The following is a 14,592-nucleotide window of genomic DNA, read 5'->3' as shown; positions in this document are numbered from 1 at the left end:
GACCCCCGTGGTTGTGAGCGCTCACAATCCAAGTCGGCCCGACACAGCAGTCGGCCACGCTCTAGGAGGAGCCCATGTCCACGTTCCCTTCCCCCTCTCGCCGCTCGTTCGTCGCCGCCGGTCTCGCCGCCGCCGTCTGGGGGCTCAGCGCCTGCGGTGCGGACGAGTCCACCGGGACCGCCGCGGCCGGCGACGCCGTCAGCGTCGGCTTCTCCCAGCTGGGGGCCGAGAGTGGTTGGCGCACGGCGAACACCGAGTCGGTCAAGGCCAGCCTCACGACGGCCAAGGGGTTCGACCTGAAGTTCGTCGACGCCCAACAGAAGCAGGAGAACCAGATCAAGGCGCTGCGCGACTTCATCGCCCAGGACGTCGACGTCATCGCCTTCTCCCCGGTCATCGAGACCGGCTGGGACGAGGTCCTGCAGGAGATCAAGGACGCCGGGATCCCCGTCGTCCTCGTCGACCGCACGGTCGACACCTCGGTCGAGGACCCCTACACCACCTGGATCGGCGCGGACTTCGAGCAGGAGGGCAAGACCGCGGGGGAGTGGGTCGCCAAGAACGCCCCGGGCGCCAAGGTCTTCGAACTCCAGGGAACCCTCGGCTCCGGTGCGCAGGTCGACCGCGAGAAGGGTTTCAACGCGATCGCCGGGAACCAGGTGGTCGGCAAGGCCAGCGGGAACTTCACCCGGGCCGAGGGCAAGACCGCCGTCGAGGCCGCGTTGCAGACCTACCCCGAGACCACCCTCATCTTCACCCACAACGACGACATGGGGCTGGGCGCGATCGAGGCCGTCGAGGCCGCGGGCAAGACCCCCGGCAAGGACGTGCAGATCGTCTCCGTCGACGGCGTCCGCGACGGCCTGCAGGCCCTGGTGGACGGCAAGTTCAACTACGTCGTGGAGTGCAACCCGGTGTTCGGGACCCAGCTCGCGGAACTGGTCAAGAAGGTGGCGGCCGGCGAGGACGTTCCCAAGGAGACCATCGTCAAGGACGAGGCGTTCGACCAGACCACCACCCAGGCCACCGTGGACGCCCGGGCCTACTGAGGCGGTCCCGGAACCCCGGGTCCCTGGAACCCTGACGGCCCAGAGAGGGCGTTGATGTCGAACACGCGAACCACGGCGGGGGAAACCGTCGTCCGGATGACGGGGATCACGATCAGCTTCCCCGGGGTCAAGGCCCTCGACGGGGTCGACCTCACCCTGCGCCGGGGTGAGGTGCACGCTCTCATGGGCGAGAACGGCGCCGGGAAGTCCACGCTCATCAAGGCGTTGACGGGGGTGAACCGCATCGACCACGGCGGGATGACGGTCGAGGGGCGCGACGTGCGCTTCACCGGTCCCAGCCAGGCCCAGACCGCCGGGATCGCCACCGTCTACCAGGAGGTGAACCTCTGCCCGAACCTCACGGTGGCCGAGAACGTCATGCTCGGCCACGAGATCCGGCGCGGTCCGTTCATCGACTGGGCGGCCACCCGCCGGGCCGCGCGTGGTTACCTGCAGCGGCTCAACCTCGACGTCGACGTCCGCTCCCAGCTCTCCGCGCACAGCATCGCCGTCCAGCAGTTGTGCGCCATCGCCCGGGCCCTGGTCGTGGACTCCAGGGTCCTCATCCTCGACGAGCCCACCTCCAGCCTGGACCGCGCGGAGGTCGCGGAACTGTTCCGCGTCATCCGTCAGCTGCGCGACGCGGGGGTCGCGATCCTCTTCGTCTCCCACTTCCTGGAGCAGGTGTACGACCTCTCCGACCGCATGACGGTGCTGCGCAACGGCCGTTTCGTCGGAGAGTTCCTCACCGCGGAACTGCCTCGGCGCGAACTGATCTCGCACATGATCGGCCGGTCGGGGGAGGCGCTGGCCGGCATCGAGGAACAGGCCCGCGCCGCCGTGACCACCCACTCCGCCCGCGAGACCCCGCTCATGACGGGCCTCGGGATCGGGCGCTCCGGCGTGGTGGAACCCTTCGACCTCGACCTCTACCCCGGGGAGATCGTGGGTTTCGCCGGTCTGCTGGGATCAGGCCGTTCCGAGGCGGCCCGGCTCCTGGTCGGAGCGGACCGCCCCGACCAGGGGACGCTCACGCTGGACGCCCGCCCCGTGAAGCTGCCCACCCCGCTGGCAGCCCTGCGCCGCCACATCGCCATGTCCAGCGAGGACCGCAAGAAGGAGGGGATCATCGGCGACCTCACGGTCCGGGAGAACATCGCACTGGCCCTGCAGGCCGGCCGCGGTACCTGGCGGCGCATCCCCGCGCGTGAACTCGACGAGATCGTCCAGAAGTACATGGTCGTCCTCAACATCAACCCGCCCAACCCCAACGCGCTCATCCGCAACCTCTCCGGGGGCAACCAGCAGAAGGTCCTGCTGGCGCGTTGGCTGGCCACCGCCCCCCGGCTGATGGTCCTGGACGAACCCACCCGGGGCATCGACATCGGGGCCAAGACCGAGATCCAGCGCCTCGTCGCCGACCTCGCCGCCGACGGGATGTCCATCGTCTTCATCTCCTCCGAACTGGAGGAGGTGCTGCGCCTGAGCCAGCGCATCGTCGTGATGCGCGACCGGCAGAAGATCGCCGAGATCACCAACGACGCCTCGGTCACCACCGACACCATCCTCGAAACCATCGCCGACACGGAGGTGAGGGCGTCGTGAGCGGCACCCCGAAGAACGCGAACCCGTCCGCGGTGCTGCAACGGGTCTCCCAGCACGGTCTGCTCTGGCCGGTCCTGGCCCTGGTCGTCCTGCTCCTGGCCTGCGGTCTGAAGAGCCCGGGGTTCCTCGACGTCGCCACCCGTGACGGCAACCTCTACGGCCAGCTCATCGACCTGCTGCGCAACAGCGCGACGCCCCTGCTGCTGGCGCTGGGCATGTGCCTGGTCATCGCCACCGGCGGCATCGACCTCTCCGTCGGAGCGGTGATGGCGATCTCGCTGGCCGTCTCCCTCACCTACCTCGCCGGAGCCTCCGACCCCGGTTCCCCCGGGACGGTCGTGATCGCGGTCGTGCTCGGTCTCGCGCTGGGTCTGGTGGTCGGCGCCTTCAACGGGTTCATGGTGACCTCGCTGGGGATCCAGCCCTTCATCGCGACGATGATCCTCATGGTCGCCGGGCGCGGCATCGCCATGCTCATCACCAAGGGGCAGATCACCACCGTCACCAGCGCGCCGTTCAAGTTCCTGGGTTCCGGCTTCGTCCTGGGCGTCCCCGTCCCCGTTCTCATCGCCGCCGTGGTCTTCGTCCTCGTCGCCCTCACCGTGCGCCGCACCGCGCTCGGCATGTTCCTGGAGTCCATCGGCATCAACCGCGAGGCCAGCCGGCTCGCCGGGGTGAAGGCCCGCTCGACGACCTGGACGGTCTACGTCCTGGCCGGGGTGCTCGCCGCTCTGGCCGGGATCGTCTACGGCGCACCGACGATGGCCGCCGACGCCAACAACATCGGGCTCCTCAAGGAACTCGACGCGATCATGGTGGTCGTTCTCGGTGGTACCCGGCTGGACGGTGGGCGTTTCCACCTCGGTGGTCTCGTCGTCGGCGCTCTGCTGCTCTCGACCCTGGAGCGCGCGGTCATCGTCTTCGAGCTCCCCAGCCAGACGACACCCCTGTTCAAGGCCCTCGTGCTCATCGCGGTCTGCGTCGCGGCGTCGCCGTACCTGCGGTCGCGTCTGCACCGGTCCGCATCCCGGCCCCAGCGATCGATCCCCACGGAGGTGGCGGCATGAGCACCGAACTGTCCCCTGCGCCCCCGAGTGCCACCCGCCGCCCGCGCGAGCACCGCGTCCGCCGGGTCCTGGACCGCCTCGACCGTCGGTTCCTCCCCGTCGTCGGCACGGTCCTGACCCTGGTCGTCATGCTCGGGGTGGGTCAGCAGCGGTACAGCACCGCACGCGCCGACTTCCTCAGCATGCGACTGCTCTCCAACCTGCTCCTGGACAACTCCTACCTCCTCGTCCTGGCCGTCGGCATGACCTTCGTCATCCTCGCGGGCGGGATCGACCTGTCCGTGGGAGCGGTGGTCGCTCTCGTCGGACTCATCACCGCCAAGTTGTTCACCGCCGGGGCGCCGTTGCCGGTGGTGCTGGTGGTGGGGGTCCTCATCGGAACCTGTTGCGGGCTCCTGATCGGGGTCATGGTCCAGGTCTTCGACATCCAGCCGTTCATCGCGTCGCTGGCCGTCATGTTCCTGGCCCGCGGCCTGGCCAACGTGGTCAGCACCAATTCCCTCGTCATCGACGACCCCTCCTTCTCCGCTCTGGCGTCGTGGAGCATCAAGTTCGGTGAGGGCCGGGGGACGTGGCGGATCAACGCCAGCATGGTGATCGCCGTCGCCGTGCTGCTGCTCGCGGTCTACGTCCTGCACTACACCCGCTTCGGGCGCAGCGTGTACGGCCTCGGTGCCGGGGACCGCGGCGTCGCGGTCGAACTCATGGGCCTGCGTCCGGCCCGCACCCGCATCGGGGTCTACGTCATCTCCGGCACCTGCGCGGGCATCGCGGGGATCCTCTTCGCGCTGTACACGAAGTCCGGGTTCAACCTCACCGGGATCGGCATGGAGCTCGACGCCATCGCCGCCGTCGTCATCGGCGGGACCCTGCTCTCGGGGGGTGTCGGGTTCGTCCTCGGCACCGGGGCCGGGGTTCTCGTCTACGGCCTGATCCAGGTCCTCATCGCCCGCGAGGGGCTGGACTCCTGGTACACCCGCGTCTTCATCGGCGCCGTGCTGCTGGCCTTCGTCGTCCTGCAGAAGGTCGTCACCGCGCGCCGGACCTGAGCGCGGCGGCCGCACCGTCGGCGGGCCGGCACGGCAGTGGTGGAGCGGCGGACCGAGACCGGTGCAGTCCGACGGCGAGCTCGTGAGGCGGCCGCTGCTGCGGCCGAGGCCACCGTCGTGAACGTCCTCCGAATCCGTGCTCCGAGGATCTTCGACCTCGTGGTCTCGGCCGCGTGTAGCAGATCGATGCTACGGTTGTCCCGTGAGGACGATCAGTCAGCGGGAGCTCCGCAACGACAGCGGGAAGATCCTCCGCGAGCTGCGCGACGGGGAGGAGTTCGAGGTCACCATCAACGGGGAGAGCTTCGGCATCCTGCGGATGACCCCACTCCCTGCCAGGCCCCAACGGTTCGTCAGCGCCGACGCCCTTCGAGCTCTGTACGCCGAGGCACCGTTGAGCACCGAACAGGTCGAGGCCTGGAAGCGGGACGTCCGCGACGTCGTCGACGACGAGCTCGACGACCCGTACCTCCGAGCCACCCTCCGCGGGGAACGGTGAACTCCGACGCAGCCGTTCTCATCGACACCAACGTGCTCATCGACGGGATCGTCGTCGACGGTGCCGCCATCTCCATCCTGACGATGTTCGAGCTGGCCGGAGGGATCAACAGCATCGCCGACCCGGCGGTGAGGGCGGCCCGCAAGCGGCGCTACGACGTCGCCGCCTCGGTCTTCGACCCCTTCCCGGTGTCCGGACGGGTTCTCGAGGCCTACCCCGACATCGACGCTGCCGTGGTGGCCATCGGTCGCAAGCCGAGGCCTCGGCGACTGGACTTGATGATCGCGGCGACCGCTCGAGCACACGAGCTTCCGCTGGTGACTTCCAACCTCGACGACTACCGAGGGCTGGAAGCGCTGCTCGACCTGCGAAGCCCTTGACGCGAGGCGGGTGAGCCATCGAGAACCGCACGCGCGAACGCGAGGACCCTCCCGGTCAGGCCGCCCGCTCTCCGATCCGCGCGTGCCGCAACGACCGACGGGGCTCGCGCGGTGGGCCCTGACCTGGCGTCCAACGCCCGGCGGGAACGTGAGGTACGTCGGCACCGGTAGGCGCCGGGACGTCGGTTCCTCGACCTCTCGGCACGAGAGTGTCACCGACGTCCTGTGACAGGACACGTCGCTTGACGCAGGATGTCGTCTTCCTGGTCGAGCTGCTTCGCTCGTCCGCGCAGCTCACGGTTCTCCGCCTCGAGATCCACGCTGACCGCGGGGCGGAGTCGGACGCACCCTCGTCGTGATGGGCGGTCTCCGACCAGCGTCCGAGGCAGGACCCGGAGATGTCGACGTTGTGGGCGGTGTCAGCTCGGGAGGGGCTGCCGTGGCGGGCGACGGCGATCACGTCGCGGCAGAACTCCGCCGGAACGGCGCGGGCACGGGGTCATCGCTTCCGGGTCATCGCTTCCAGCGAGGACCATGGTCCTCGGAGGTCAGCAGCGAACCAGAGCGGTGCCAGACCCGGGGCGCCGCTCGGGTGGACTCCGTGTGGGTGCGCCCCGCGGGCGGCGGCGGAGCTGTTCCGGCCGTACCCCCCTGCCCTGTCCGTCGTGCCCGTGAGGTGGTCAGGCGGCTTGGACCTCGGCGGCGTAGATGAGGTCGGCGGTGTGGAGGAGGGGAGCGAGGTCGAGGTCGCAGGTGTTGCAGAGGTGGTGGATGTCGGTGAGCAGTTCGATGAGGGCCTGCTGCACGTCCTCGGCGTCGCTGGCACTGGCGCGGGTGTGGTGGTGGAGGGCCTGGGCGGCGTAACCGGCACGTTGTGCGTTGTTGTGGCGGGTCCGGGCAGCGCGGGTGGCGGGGTCTTCACCCTCGTGGTTGAGGACGACGACGTCAGCATCGCCATCAGCGCCTGCACGGGTGCTGGTGGGCTCGTGACTGGGGATCTGGGTCATGGCGGGTCCTTCGGTGTGGTCCTGGGATGGGAGGTGCCAGCGATCTGCGGACAGCCCTGCTGCTCAGGGCCCGTGCACGGCGTACGGCTGTGTCGGTGCGGCCCTCAGCGGAGCAGGTGCTCGAACTGAGTCGGGCCGGGTCTCAGCTGGTGAGGTGCCGATCGGGATGGGTGACGATGAGGGTGAGGTGGGGGCTGCTCTCGTCGAGCCCGCCAGGAGCGGCGTCAGCCGGTGCGTCGGGGGTCGCGACGGCTCCGCGGCTGGACGCGTCCACCAGGTGGAGCCCGGGCCGGAGCTGGTCTGCCGGGGGTCGGGCCAGGGCGGCGAGGTGGCCACCCCCGATGGGTGAACCGGTCCCGGGGCCGGGGACGGGCTCGCTGACCACGGTGACCACCGGCGCAGCCGGCTGGGCGGTGACGGCGGCACTGCGTTGTGCGGCCTGCAGCTGATCGATGTGCTGCTGGATCTCCTGCAGCCGCTCGTCGTGGGAGTGGGGGCCCGTCGCAGCGGTGTGGCCGGCGAGGTAGCCGAGGAGCACGGCAGCCGGGACGGCGGCGAGCAGCAGGAGCACCCGTTCGCTGGGCTTGGCCGGGGCCAGGAGGGGAAGGAGGGTGAGGGTGGCGAAGGAGGTCAGGGCGACGGTGCCGGCGCGGCGCATGGTGGTGCGGGGCACGTCATCACTCCTGCCTGCTGCAGATGTCGGTTCACCGGTGTGTTCCTCGACCCAGGTGGCGACGACACCTCCGGTGGAGGCGACGTCGTCGGTCTACAACGTCATCGGGTCGAGGGGTTGTTCCGTTTCACTGCGGGTCCACCGTGTCGTCGTCCTGGAGTGAGCCTGCCACATCGACGCACCAACAGCCCAGGGGTGCAAGGCACGGTCAGGTTCCGGGCCCCGCCCGTCCCGGCCGGCCGCAGCGCCGTCGCGAGCACCGGGGAGTCCAGGCTCACCGTCGTCAACGGTGGGCGCGCTCGACGCCCCGGGGCGTCAGTCCGCGACGTCGAGCGTGAAACCCCTGCGGCGCAGACGATCCACGAGCGGGAGCCCGATGCCCGTGGCGGGGGTCAAGACCCCCGCGCGGGCAGGTAGGCGGTCGCCGTCGAGCGCGAGGGCCAGGGCGCTCTCGCCGAGCATGACCGCGGTCGCGGCGTAGCCCGGGTCGCCCTGGGCGGCGACGGTCACGGTGGTGCGGCGGCCGGACTGCGTGCGCGCGTCGAGGCGCAGGTGGAAGCGGCCCGTGCGGCGGGTGTGCTCGCTGGGGCCGGTGCCGGGGGAGGGCAGCAGACGGTCGAGCAGCGGCCGCAGGGGCTGGACGGCCAGCAGGCCGGTCAGCCCGGCCAGCACCCCCGTGACGGCGGTCGCCCGCAGGGCCGCGGTGCGCCCGGAGAACGCCATGACCTCCGCGTAGCGCAGGCGCGGGCCGTAGGCGTGGTCGAGGAGGGCGTTGCTGCGTCGTACCACCCGGGTGTTGTAGGAGGCCATGACGAAGGGGGCCACCCAGTCGCCCGTCACCCCGCGTCGGTGGGGGCCGAACGCGTCGGGCTGGCGGCCCAGGTCGGGTTCGCTCGCGCGCTCGGGGCTCAGGGCGTACGGGTCGGCCACCAGCCGTCGGGCCTGCGGGTCGCGGCGCGCGGTGTCCAGCTGCAGGCGCAGCGAGTCGACCGTGCCGCCGCTGAAGCCGCCGCGCGCCGAGACGACCTCGAGCGTCGCGCTGGCGAGCGGTCCGGCGTCGTGGATCCGTGCCCAGTCGTGGGCGAGCAGCACGGCCAGGTCGGAGGGGACGGAGTCGAAGCCGCAGGAGTGCACGATCCGGGCTCCGCTGGCGCGGGCCGTCTCGTGGGCGGTGTCGATGCTGCGGCGTGCGAACAGGACCTCGCCGGTCAGGTCGGCGTAGTGGGTGCCGGCGCGGGCGCACGCCTGCACGAGCGGCAGCCCGTGCCTCAGGTAGGGGCCGACGGTCGAGACCACGACGTGGGTCGACTCGGCGAGCGTGCGCAGGGACGCCTCGTCGGAGGCGTCGGCCACCACGAGCGGCCAGTTCGCGGCGGCGGGTCCCAGGTCGCGGGCCACGGCCGTCAGCCGTTCGCGCGAGCGGCCGGCCAGGGCGATCCGCGTCCCGGTGGGGGCGTGCGTGGCGAGGTGCGCCGCGGTGAGGCGCCCGACGAAGCCGGAGGCGCCGAAAAGCACGATGTCGATGTCGCGAGCCAGGCCGTCACGCTAACCCGCCGGCCCCGGTCCTGGTCCCCTGCCCTCACCGCCGGGCTGTCGACCACGGCCATCGAGCAGGTCTCGGCAGGGCGGGACCGTCGGCTGCTGGATCCGGCCGGGGCGCCGTGGGAGTTTCCTCCACGAGGGGGAGTTTCCCAACGCGATGCTCGTCGTCGGACCCGTGAACCTGGTGCTGCTCGATCGTGCTTGCACCCTGGCGGAGATCAGCAGCAGGACCGGCGACCGTGGAACGAGCCGGGTCGGCCTCTGTGCGGGCGGAGTTCCTCCGATAGAAGATCGGTGTCAAGTACATTGCAGCACAGAAGCTTGAGAACGACGCAGTGTTCTCCTTCCCGGAACCACCAGGAGGTTTCCGGGCCGGTCCACACCGGTCTGAACACCGACGTCGAACGTCGGGTCTCAGCGATCCTCCGGTGCCGGCGGACGAGGTCAGGAGGGAACTTCTCCCGGCTGATCCGCCTGCCGGAGTTCTGCGGGTCGTGGAACGACGGCCGCAGCCCGTCCTGCCCGTTCGGCGAGGCGGGTGAAGGCGTCCCGCAACTCCTGGGGTTCGACGACCTCGACGTCCTCGTCCAGACGGGCCAGAGAGGCCGCCAGCCCGGTCCAGGACCAGGATCCCAGCACGAGACGACAGCGTCGCGGACCGATGCTCTCGAGGGTTCCGTCCCCGACGAACGGTGACAGCTCAGCGGCGGACGCGTGCACGACGACCACCCCCGTGCACGGCCACGCGTCGCCCGCGGGCGAACCCTTGAACCGGCCCGCGACGAGGGCGGCCGCGTCACCACCGGGGATCTCGCGCGGGGTGAAGCGGGCCCCGCCGGGTACCCGCAGTCGCACCCGGTCGACGCGGTAGGTCCGCCAGTCCTCCTTCCGGGGTTCCCAGGCGAGCAGGTACCACCGGCCGGCGCGCAGGACCAGCCGGTGGGGGTGGACCTCCCGGGCCGCCGCCGGTCCGGTCGGGGGGACGGTGTCGTGCTCGTCCGCCGGGGGCACGCCGTAGTCGAAGCGCAGCCCTTCGCTGCGCTGCACGGCCTGGGCGATGGCGAGCAGCACGTCGACGTCGACCTGCTCGCCACCTCCTCCCGCGGTCCGCTCCACCACGACCGGGCGGAACCCCTCGACGCGTCGGGTGAGGTGGGAGGGGAGGACCTGCGAGACGGTGCCGAGCGCTCGGGCGGCGGCTTCCGCGATCCCGGCACCGGTGACGACGGCGAGTTGCAGGGCCACCGTCAGGGCGACGGCCTGCTCGTCGTCGAACAGCAATGGCGGCAGTCGGGCACCGGCCTCCAGCCGGTACCCGCCGTCGGGTCCCTTGACCGCGTTGATCGGGTAGCCGAGTTCCCGCAGACGGTCCACGTCACGGCGGACGGTCCGCTCGCTGATGTCCAGCCTCCGGGCCAGCACGGACCCGGGCCAGTCGCGTCGGGACTGCAGCAGGGACAGCAGCGACAGGAGGCGCGAGGACGTGGCGGAGGCGGGAAGAGCCATGGCGACAGCGTGCCCTCTCGGTGGTCAGCGGGTGTCCGCACGTCCGGACGACCTCGAGGCGCCGCCCCACGACCGGGGCTCACTCGGCCGGGGACCAGGGGACGATCACGTCGATGATCCAGGTGACCCCGAACTGGTCGGTGAGCTTGCCGTAGAGCGGGCTGAAGATCGACGGGCCCAGTTCCACCTCGACGTCGACGGCGCTGGGGCGCATGCCGTTCCAGTACCGGGTGATCTCCTCGGCGTCGGTGCTGCGCAGGGACAGGTAGTAGGGGTTCCGGCCCTGGTCGTAGGGCTTGGACCCCTGCACGTCGTAGGCCATGACGTGGAACCCGCTGGGCGAGACCACCTGACCCCAGGCGATCTGCTCGGCCTGGTCCGGTTCCTGGCCGGCGGGGGCGCTGCCGTAGGGGATGGCGACGACGTCGCCACCGAACACGGACCGGTAGAACTCCAGGGCCTGCTTGGCGTTGCCGCGCAGGTTGACGTGCAGGGTGCTGGTGACGCTCACGGTGGTCCTCCTCCGACCTGAGCGGGCCGTCCGCTCGGGTGTGGAAGAACCATCTCGGGAGAAGAGGTCAGGGGCTGTCCTGCACCAGTGCGCAGTTCTCCGCGGTTCCGCCGTTCGGGGAGCGGTGCGCGCGCAGACGACCGGGACCCCGCGCGAGGGTTCGTACAGGTGTTCGAAGCTGTGCGATGCTCGCGGGGTGTCCGGGGGTCAGTCGCGCAGGAACGGGCAGCGCCCGCTCTACGAGCTGGTGCGCGAACACCAGGCCCGTCGCGAGGCCGGGGAGCGCCCCGCCGTCCGGCACTGCTGGGTGCGACCGGCCGACGGCGGGGCGGAGCCGTGGCCGGGGATCGTCGTCGCCTGGTCGAGGGGACCCCGGGGGTGGCGTGGCCGGGTGGTCTACGTCGTGCCGGGTCCGGAACCCGTCGTCGTCGAGGCGTGGGTCGAGGCGGTGAACCTGCGTGCGGCCGGAGCCGGCGGTGACCCTAGCGCTGGATGATCGCGTCGACCTCGACCTCGACCAGCAGGTCCGGTTCGATGAGCGCGCGGACCTCGACCATCGTCGTGGCCGGCCGCACGTGGCCGAAGAACTCGGCGTGGACGCGTCCGACCTCCTCCCAGCGGGAGATGTCGGTGACGAACATCCGGGTGCGCACGACGTCCTCCAGGGTCGCGCCGGCCTCGATCAGCGCCGCGCGGATCCGCGTCAGGCAGGTGCGGGTCTGCTCGCCGACGTCGTCGCCCCCGACGGGACCGTCCGGGGTCGCGGCGGTGGTGCCCGAGACGCTCACGTGGTCGCCGACGCGCAGCGCCCGCGAGTAGCCCACGATCGGCTCCCAGGTCCCGCCGCTGGAGATCGACTGTCGAGTGCTCACGGGGAGACTGTGCCACCAGGGCCCGGCCGGTAGCGTCCGCACCATGGTGCCCGCCCCCTGGCTCGTCCTCATCGACCTGCAACGCATCTTCGGCGCCCCGGAGAGCCCGTGGGCCGCGCCCCGGTTCGACGCTGCCGCGCGCGTCTGCGCAGAACTCCTCGAGCGCTACGCGCCGCGGGTCGTGCTCACCCGGTTCGTCGCCCCGGCGCAACCGCGGGGGGCGTGGAAGCCCTACTACGAACAGTTCCCCTTCGCCCTCGTCCCCGACGAGGACCCGCTCTACGCCCTCGTCGACGGGTTCTCCGGGCGCGGGATGCCCGTCCTGACCCGCACCACGTTCGGCAAGTGGGGTCCGGAACTCGCGCAGATCGTCGGGGACGCCCCCGTCGTGGTCGGCGGGGTGTCCACCGACTGCTGCGTCCTGTCGACGGTCCTGGCCGCGGCCGACGACGGAGTTCCCGTGACGGTGGTCGCCGACGCCTGCGCCGGCGCGAGCGACGTCGACCACGAGCGGGCGCTCGACGCCCTGCGCCTCTACGCGCCCCTCGTCTCGGTCGTGACCTCGCGCGACCTCTGACCCGCCTGCGCGGCCGGTCGCCGCACCCTCGGCCGGTCCCGGGTGCGGGCGACGAGTTCATCCATCGCGGCCCCCGCGGTGGTGTCGTCGCCGGCGGCGACGGCGCGGGCCAGCGTCGTGTGGAGTTCCACGTCGCGGGCGACCGGGGCGATCTCGGCGCGTTCCTCGAGAGCTTGCGAGACCACCGCACCCAACCGGACGAACATCGCGTTCCCGGAGGCCTCCAGCACGGCGGAGTGCAGTTCCTCGTCGGCGGCCAGGAAGCGGGTGGGGTCGGCCAGGACGGCCGGGTCCTCCAGAGCCGTTGCCGCGTCGAGCAGGCGCTGGGCCATCCCCGAGCGGGAGATCCGCCGGGCGGCGGCCACCGCGGCGGCGGGTTCCACGGCCGCCCGCAGTTCCCGCAGTTCCTCCAGCTGCGTGTCGCGGTCCGGGCCCTGCAGTCGCCACCGGATGACTTCGGGGTCCAGCAGGTTCCACGCCGGGCGCGGACGCACCACGAGCCCGACGCGCGGCGACGCCGTCAGCATCCCGAGGGCGGCCAGGACCCGGGTCGCCTCGCGGACGATGCTGCGGGAGGTCAGGGTCCGCGCGGTCAGCGTCTCCACCGACGTGGTGTGGCCCGGTGGGAACTCCCCGGCCACGACGGCCCGGCCGAGGTCGTCGAGCACGCGGCGGAACGCGGGACTGCGGCTGCTCACGCCTGGGAGACGGGGGAGACGACCAGTTCGTCGATGCGCACGTGGGCGGGGGAGTCCAGGACGAACTGCACCGTCCGGGCGACGTCCTCCGGGGTCAGCATCCGGGCCCGGGCGGCGGCGTCGGGAACGTTCGGGCGCTGGTCGAGGAAGTCGGTCGCGACGTCACCGGGGCAGAGGTGCGTCGCGCGGACCCCGGACGCCGCCTCGTGGGCGTTCAACGTGCGGACCAGGGAACCCAGGGCGGTCTTGCTCGCCGAGTACGCCACCCCGGCGCCGGGGTGGAACGACCAGCCCGCGTAGGAAGAGATCACCACCACGACGCCACCGGTCTTCCGCAGGTCCGGCAGGGCCGCGTCGACCGTGGTCGCGACCGCACCCAGGTTCGTCGCCACGACGTCGTGGAAGGTCGCGATCTCCTGGTCGTCCCAGCGACGCTTCGGGGTGTTCACGCCGGCGGCGAGGACGATGCCGTCGAGGTGATCGAACTCGGCCACGATCCGGGCCCGGGCCGCGGCGACCGCCGCGCCGTCCTGGACGTCGAGGGGAAGTGCGAACGCGGTCCCGCCGGACCTCGAGATGGTGGAGGCGGTGTCCTGCAGCGGTTCCGCGCGACGACCGCTGAGGGCGACCGTCCACCCGGCAGCGGCGGCGGACAGAGCGACGGCCCGTCCCATTCCCGATCCGGCACCGGTGATCCAGAGCACTCGTTGCACGTGGGGCCTCCTCGACCGTAGGTTCTCCGACGACAATAGTATGTCCAATGGGAGGAGAACCCCGTGCACCTCGACGTCGCAGGCCGGGTGGTCGTCGTCACCGGAGCAGGACGGGGGATCGGGCACACCCTCGCCCGCCGCTTCGTCGCGGAGGGCGCGCAGGTCGTCGGTCTCGACCGCGCCTTCGAACCCCAGGACGGGGTGACCGAGATCGTCTGCGACGTGACCGACCCCGCCTCCGTGACCGCCGCGGTCGAGGAGGTCGTGCGCCGTTCCGGGACGATCGACGTCCTCGTGAACAACGCCGGGATCAACGTCGACGGCCGGGTCGCGGACCTCACCTGGGACGGTTGGCGGCGCTGCTTCGACGTCAACGTCGGCGGGGTTTTCCTCGTCAGCCAGGCGGTCGCCGAGGTCATGAAACGCGCCGGGAAGGGGCGGATCATCAACGCCGCCTCCTTCGCGGCCATCGTGCCGAGCGTCGGCAGTGCCGCCTACGCGGCGTCCAAGGCGGCCGTCGTGCAGTTCACCCGCGTCCTGGCCTCAGAACTCGGGCCGTGGAACATCACCGTGAACGCCTACGCACCGGGGATGATCCCGACCGCGATGAACGGTTTCGCCGAACTCCCGCCCGAGAAGGCCGACGAACTGCTCGACACGTTGTCCCTGCGCCGCTGGGAGAGCGCCGACGACGTCGCCGACCTGCTCGTCTTCCTCGCCAGCGACGCGGCCGGCTACATCACCGGCACCCTCGTCGACGTCTCCGGGGGAAAGCTCGCCACCCAGATCCCGCGACGGGCCTACGAGGGTCTCTGACGACCGGGCGCCGGGGGGCCCGGGTGGA

17 protein-coding genes are annotated in these 14,592 nt (G+C 71.3%); 9 read left to right on the top strand and 8 right to left on the bottom strand.

Features of this window, described 5'->3' with window-relative positions:
* The first annotated feature begins 74 nt into the window (after positions 1-74).
* From OG218_RS09505 to OG218_RS09480, 6 genes are all read left to right on the top strand, one after another.
* A complete protein-coding gene (locus OG218_RS09505) occupies positions 75-1,049 on the top strand; it encodes an ABC transporter substrate-binding protein (protein ID WP_328292972.1) in 975 nt (324 codons plus the stop codon).
* Between the two features lie 54 nt (positions 1,050-1,103).
* A complete protein-coding gene (locus OG218_RS09500; protein WP_328292971.1) occupies positions 1,104-2,654 on the top strand; it encodes a sugar ABC transporter ATP-binding protein in 1,551 nt (516 codons plus the stop codon).
* Entirely contained in the window at positions 2,651-3,721 is a 1,071-nt protein-coding gene (locus tag OG218_RS09495; RefSeq protein WP_328292970.1) for an ABC transporter permease, read from the top strand. The genes OG218_RS09500 and OG218_RS09495 overlap by 4 nt, the downstream gene beginning before the upstream one ends.
* Positions 3,718-4,770 (top strand): ABC transporter permease subunit, encoded by a 1,053-nt coding sequence (locus OG218_RS09490; protein WP_328292969.1) that lies wholly within the window; start codon positions 3,718-3,720, stop codon positions 4,768-4,770. Before OG218_RS09495 ends, OG218_RS09490 begins: the two co-directional genes overlap by 4 nt.
* Positions 4,771-4,972: 202 nt before the next feature.
* Positions 4,973-5,269 carry a type II toxin-antitoxin system Phd/YefM family antitoxin gene (locus tag OG218_RS09485; RefSeq protein WP_328292968.1) on the top strand — a complete coding sequence of 99 codons (297 nt, stop codon included), beginning with the start codon at positions 4,973-4,975 and terminating at the stop codon, positions 5,267-5,269.
* Positions 5,266-5,649 (top strand): PIN domain-containing protein, encoded by a 384-nt coding sequence (locus tag OG218_RS09480; RefSeq protein WP_328292967.1) that lies wholly within the window; start codon positions 5,266-5,268, stop codon positions 5,647-5,649. The genes OG218_RS09485 and OG218_RS09480 overlap by 4 nt, the downstream gene beginning before the upstream one ends.
* Before the next feature lie 680 nt (positions 5,650-6,329).
* On the opposite strand, the gene OG218_RS09475 is transcribed toward OG218_RS09480, so the two are convergent.
* The 5 genes from OG218_RS09475 to OG218_RS09455 all read right to left on the bottom strand — a co-directional run bounded on the left by OG218_RS09475 (position 6,330) and on the right by OG218_RS09455 (position 10,888).
* Positions 6,330-6,656 (bottom strand): hypothetical protein, encoded by a 327-nt coding sequence (locus OG218_RS09475; protein WP_328292966.1) that lies wholly within the window; start codon positions 6,654-6,656, stop codon positions 6,330-6,332.
* 142 nt (positions 6,657-6,798) lie between these two features.
* Positions 6,799-7,329, bottom strand: a complete 531-nt coding sequence (locus OG218_RS09470) for a hypothetical protein (protein WP_328292965.1) — start codon at positions 7,327-7,329, stop codon at positions 6,799-6,801.
* Between the two features lie 315 nt (positions 7,330-7,644).
* Positions 7,645-8,865: a saccharopine dehydrogenase family protein gene (locus OG218_RS09465; protein ID WP_442906476.1), complete on the bottom strand. Its 1,221-nt coding sequence runs from the start codon at positions 8,863-8,865 to the stop codon at positions 7,645-7,647.
* 450 nt (positions 8,866-9,315) lie between these two features.
* On the bottom strand, positions 9,316-10,377 hold the full coding sequence (locus OG218_RS09460; protein WP_328292963.1) for a helix-turn-helix transcriptional regulator: 1,062 nt from the start codon (positions 10,375-10,377) through the stop codon (positions 9,316-9,318).
* Between the two features lie 79 nt (positions 10,378-10,456).
* Entirely contained in the window at positions 10,457-10,888 is a 432-nt protein-coding gene (locus OG218_RS09455; protein WP_328292962.1) for a VOC family protein, read from the bottom strand.
* A 196-nt stretch (positions 10,889-11,084) separates the two neighbouring features.
* On the opposite strand from OG218_RS09455, the gene OG218_RS09450 reads away from it, so the two are divergent.
* A complete protein-coding gene (locus OG218_RS09450; RefSeq protein ID WP_328292961.1) occupies positions 11,085-11,384 on the top strand; it encodes a hypothetical protein in 300 nt (99 codons plus the stop codon).
* Here OG218_RS09450 and OG218_RS09445 read toward each other — a convergent pair.
* On the bottom strand, positions 11,371-11,805 hold the full coding sequence (locus OG218_RS09445) for a RidA family protein (protein WP_442906377.1): 435 nt from the start codon (positions 11,803-11,805) through the stop codon (positions 11,371-11,373). The genes OG218_RS09450 and OG218_RS09445 overlap by 14 nt on opposite strands.
* Between OG218_RS09445 and OG218_RS09440 the strand changes: the two genes are divergently transcribed.
* Positions 11,804-12,337, top strand: coding sequence for a cysteine hydrolase family protein (locus tag OG218_RS09440; RefSeq protein WP_328292959.1), 534 nt, complete (start codon positions 11,804-11,806; stop codon positions 12,335-12,337). The two genes, OG218_RS09445 and OG218_RS09440, sit on opposite strands and share 2 nt — an antisense overlap.
* On the opposite strand, the gene OG218_RS09435 is transcribed toward OG218_RS09440, so the two are convergent.
* Complete coding sequence (locus OG218_RS09435) at positions 12,295-13,035, bottom strand: FadR/GntR family transcriptional regulator (protein ID WP_328292958.1); 741 nt, start codon at positions 13,033-13,035, stop codon at positions 12,295-12,297. The genes OG218_RS09440 and OG218_RS09435 overlap by 43 nt on opposite strands.
* Positions 13,032-13,748, bottom strand: coding sequence for an SDR family oxidoreductase (locus tag OG218_RS09430; protein WP_328292957.1), 717 nt, complete (start codon positions 13,746-13,748; stop codon positions 13,032-13,034). Before OG218_RS09430 ends, OG218_RS09435 begins: the two co-directional genes overlap by 4 nt.
* 63 nt (positions 13,749-13,811) lie before the next feature.
* Here OG218_RS09430 and OG218_RS09425 point away from each other — a divergent pair, with 63 nt between their 5' ends.
* Positions 13,812-14,564 carry an SDR family NAD(P)-dependent oxidoreductase gene (locus tag OG218_RS09425; RefSeq protein ID WP_328292956.1) on the top strand — a complete coding sequence of 251 codons (753 nt, stop codon included), beginning with the start codon at positions 13,812-13,814 and terminating at the stop codon, positions 14,562-14,564.
* Positions 14,565-14,592 lie beyond the last annotated feature (28 nt).

This window comes from Kineococcus sp. NBC_00420, from assembly GCF_036021035.1.
In the GTDB taxonomy this organism is placed as follows: Bacteria; Actinomycetota; Actinomycetes; order Actinomycetales; family Kineococcaceae; genus Kineococcus.
Note: the sequence above shows the minus strand (reverse complement) of the source record. Positions and strands in the feature narration are given on the sequence as shown.

What these genes read in the sequence shown, in the direction of transcription:
- OG218_RS09505 (WP_328292972.1), top strand. Translation starts at nt 75, where the DNA reads ATGTCCACGTTCCCTTCCCCCTCTCGCCGCTCGTTCGTCGCCGCCGGT.
- OG218_RS09490 (WP_328292969.1), top strand. Translation starts at nt 3,718, where the DNA reads ATGAGCACCGAACTGTCCCCTGCGCCCCCGAGTGCCACCCGCCGCCCG.
- OG218_RS09475 (WP_328292966.1), bottom strand. Translation starts at nt 6,656, where the DNA reads ATGACCCAGATCCCCAGTCACGAGCCCACCAGCACCCGTGCAGGCGCT.
- OG218_RS09500 (WP_328292971.1), top strand. Translation starts at nt 1,104, where the DNA reads ATGTCGAACACGCGAACCACGGCGGGGGAAACCGTCGTCCGGATGACG.
- OG218_RS09460 (WP_328292963.1), bottom strand. Translation starts at nt 10,377, where the DNA reads ATGGCTCTTCCCGCCTCCGCCACGTCCTCGCGCCTCCTGTCGCTGCTG.
- OG218_RS09445 (WP_442906377.1), bottom strand. Translation starts at nt 11,805, where the DNA reads ATGGTGCGGACGCTACCGGCCGGGCCCTGGTGGCACAGTCTCCCCGTG.
- OG218_RS09440 (WP_328292959.1), top strand. Translation starts at nt 11,804, where the DNA reads ATGGTGCCCGCCCCCTGGCTCGTCCTCATCGACCTGCAACGCATCTTC.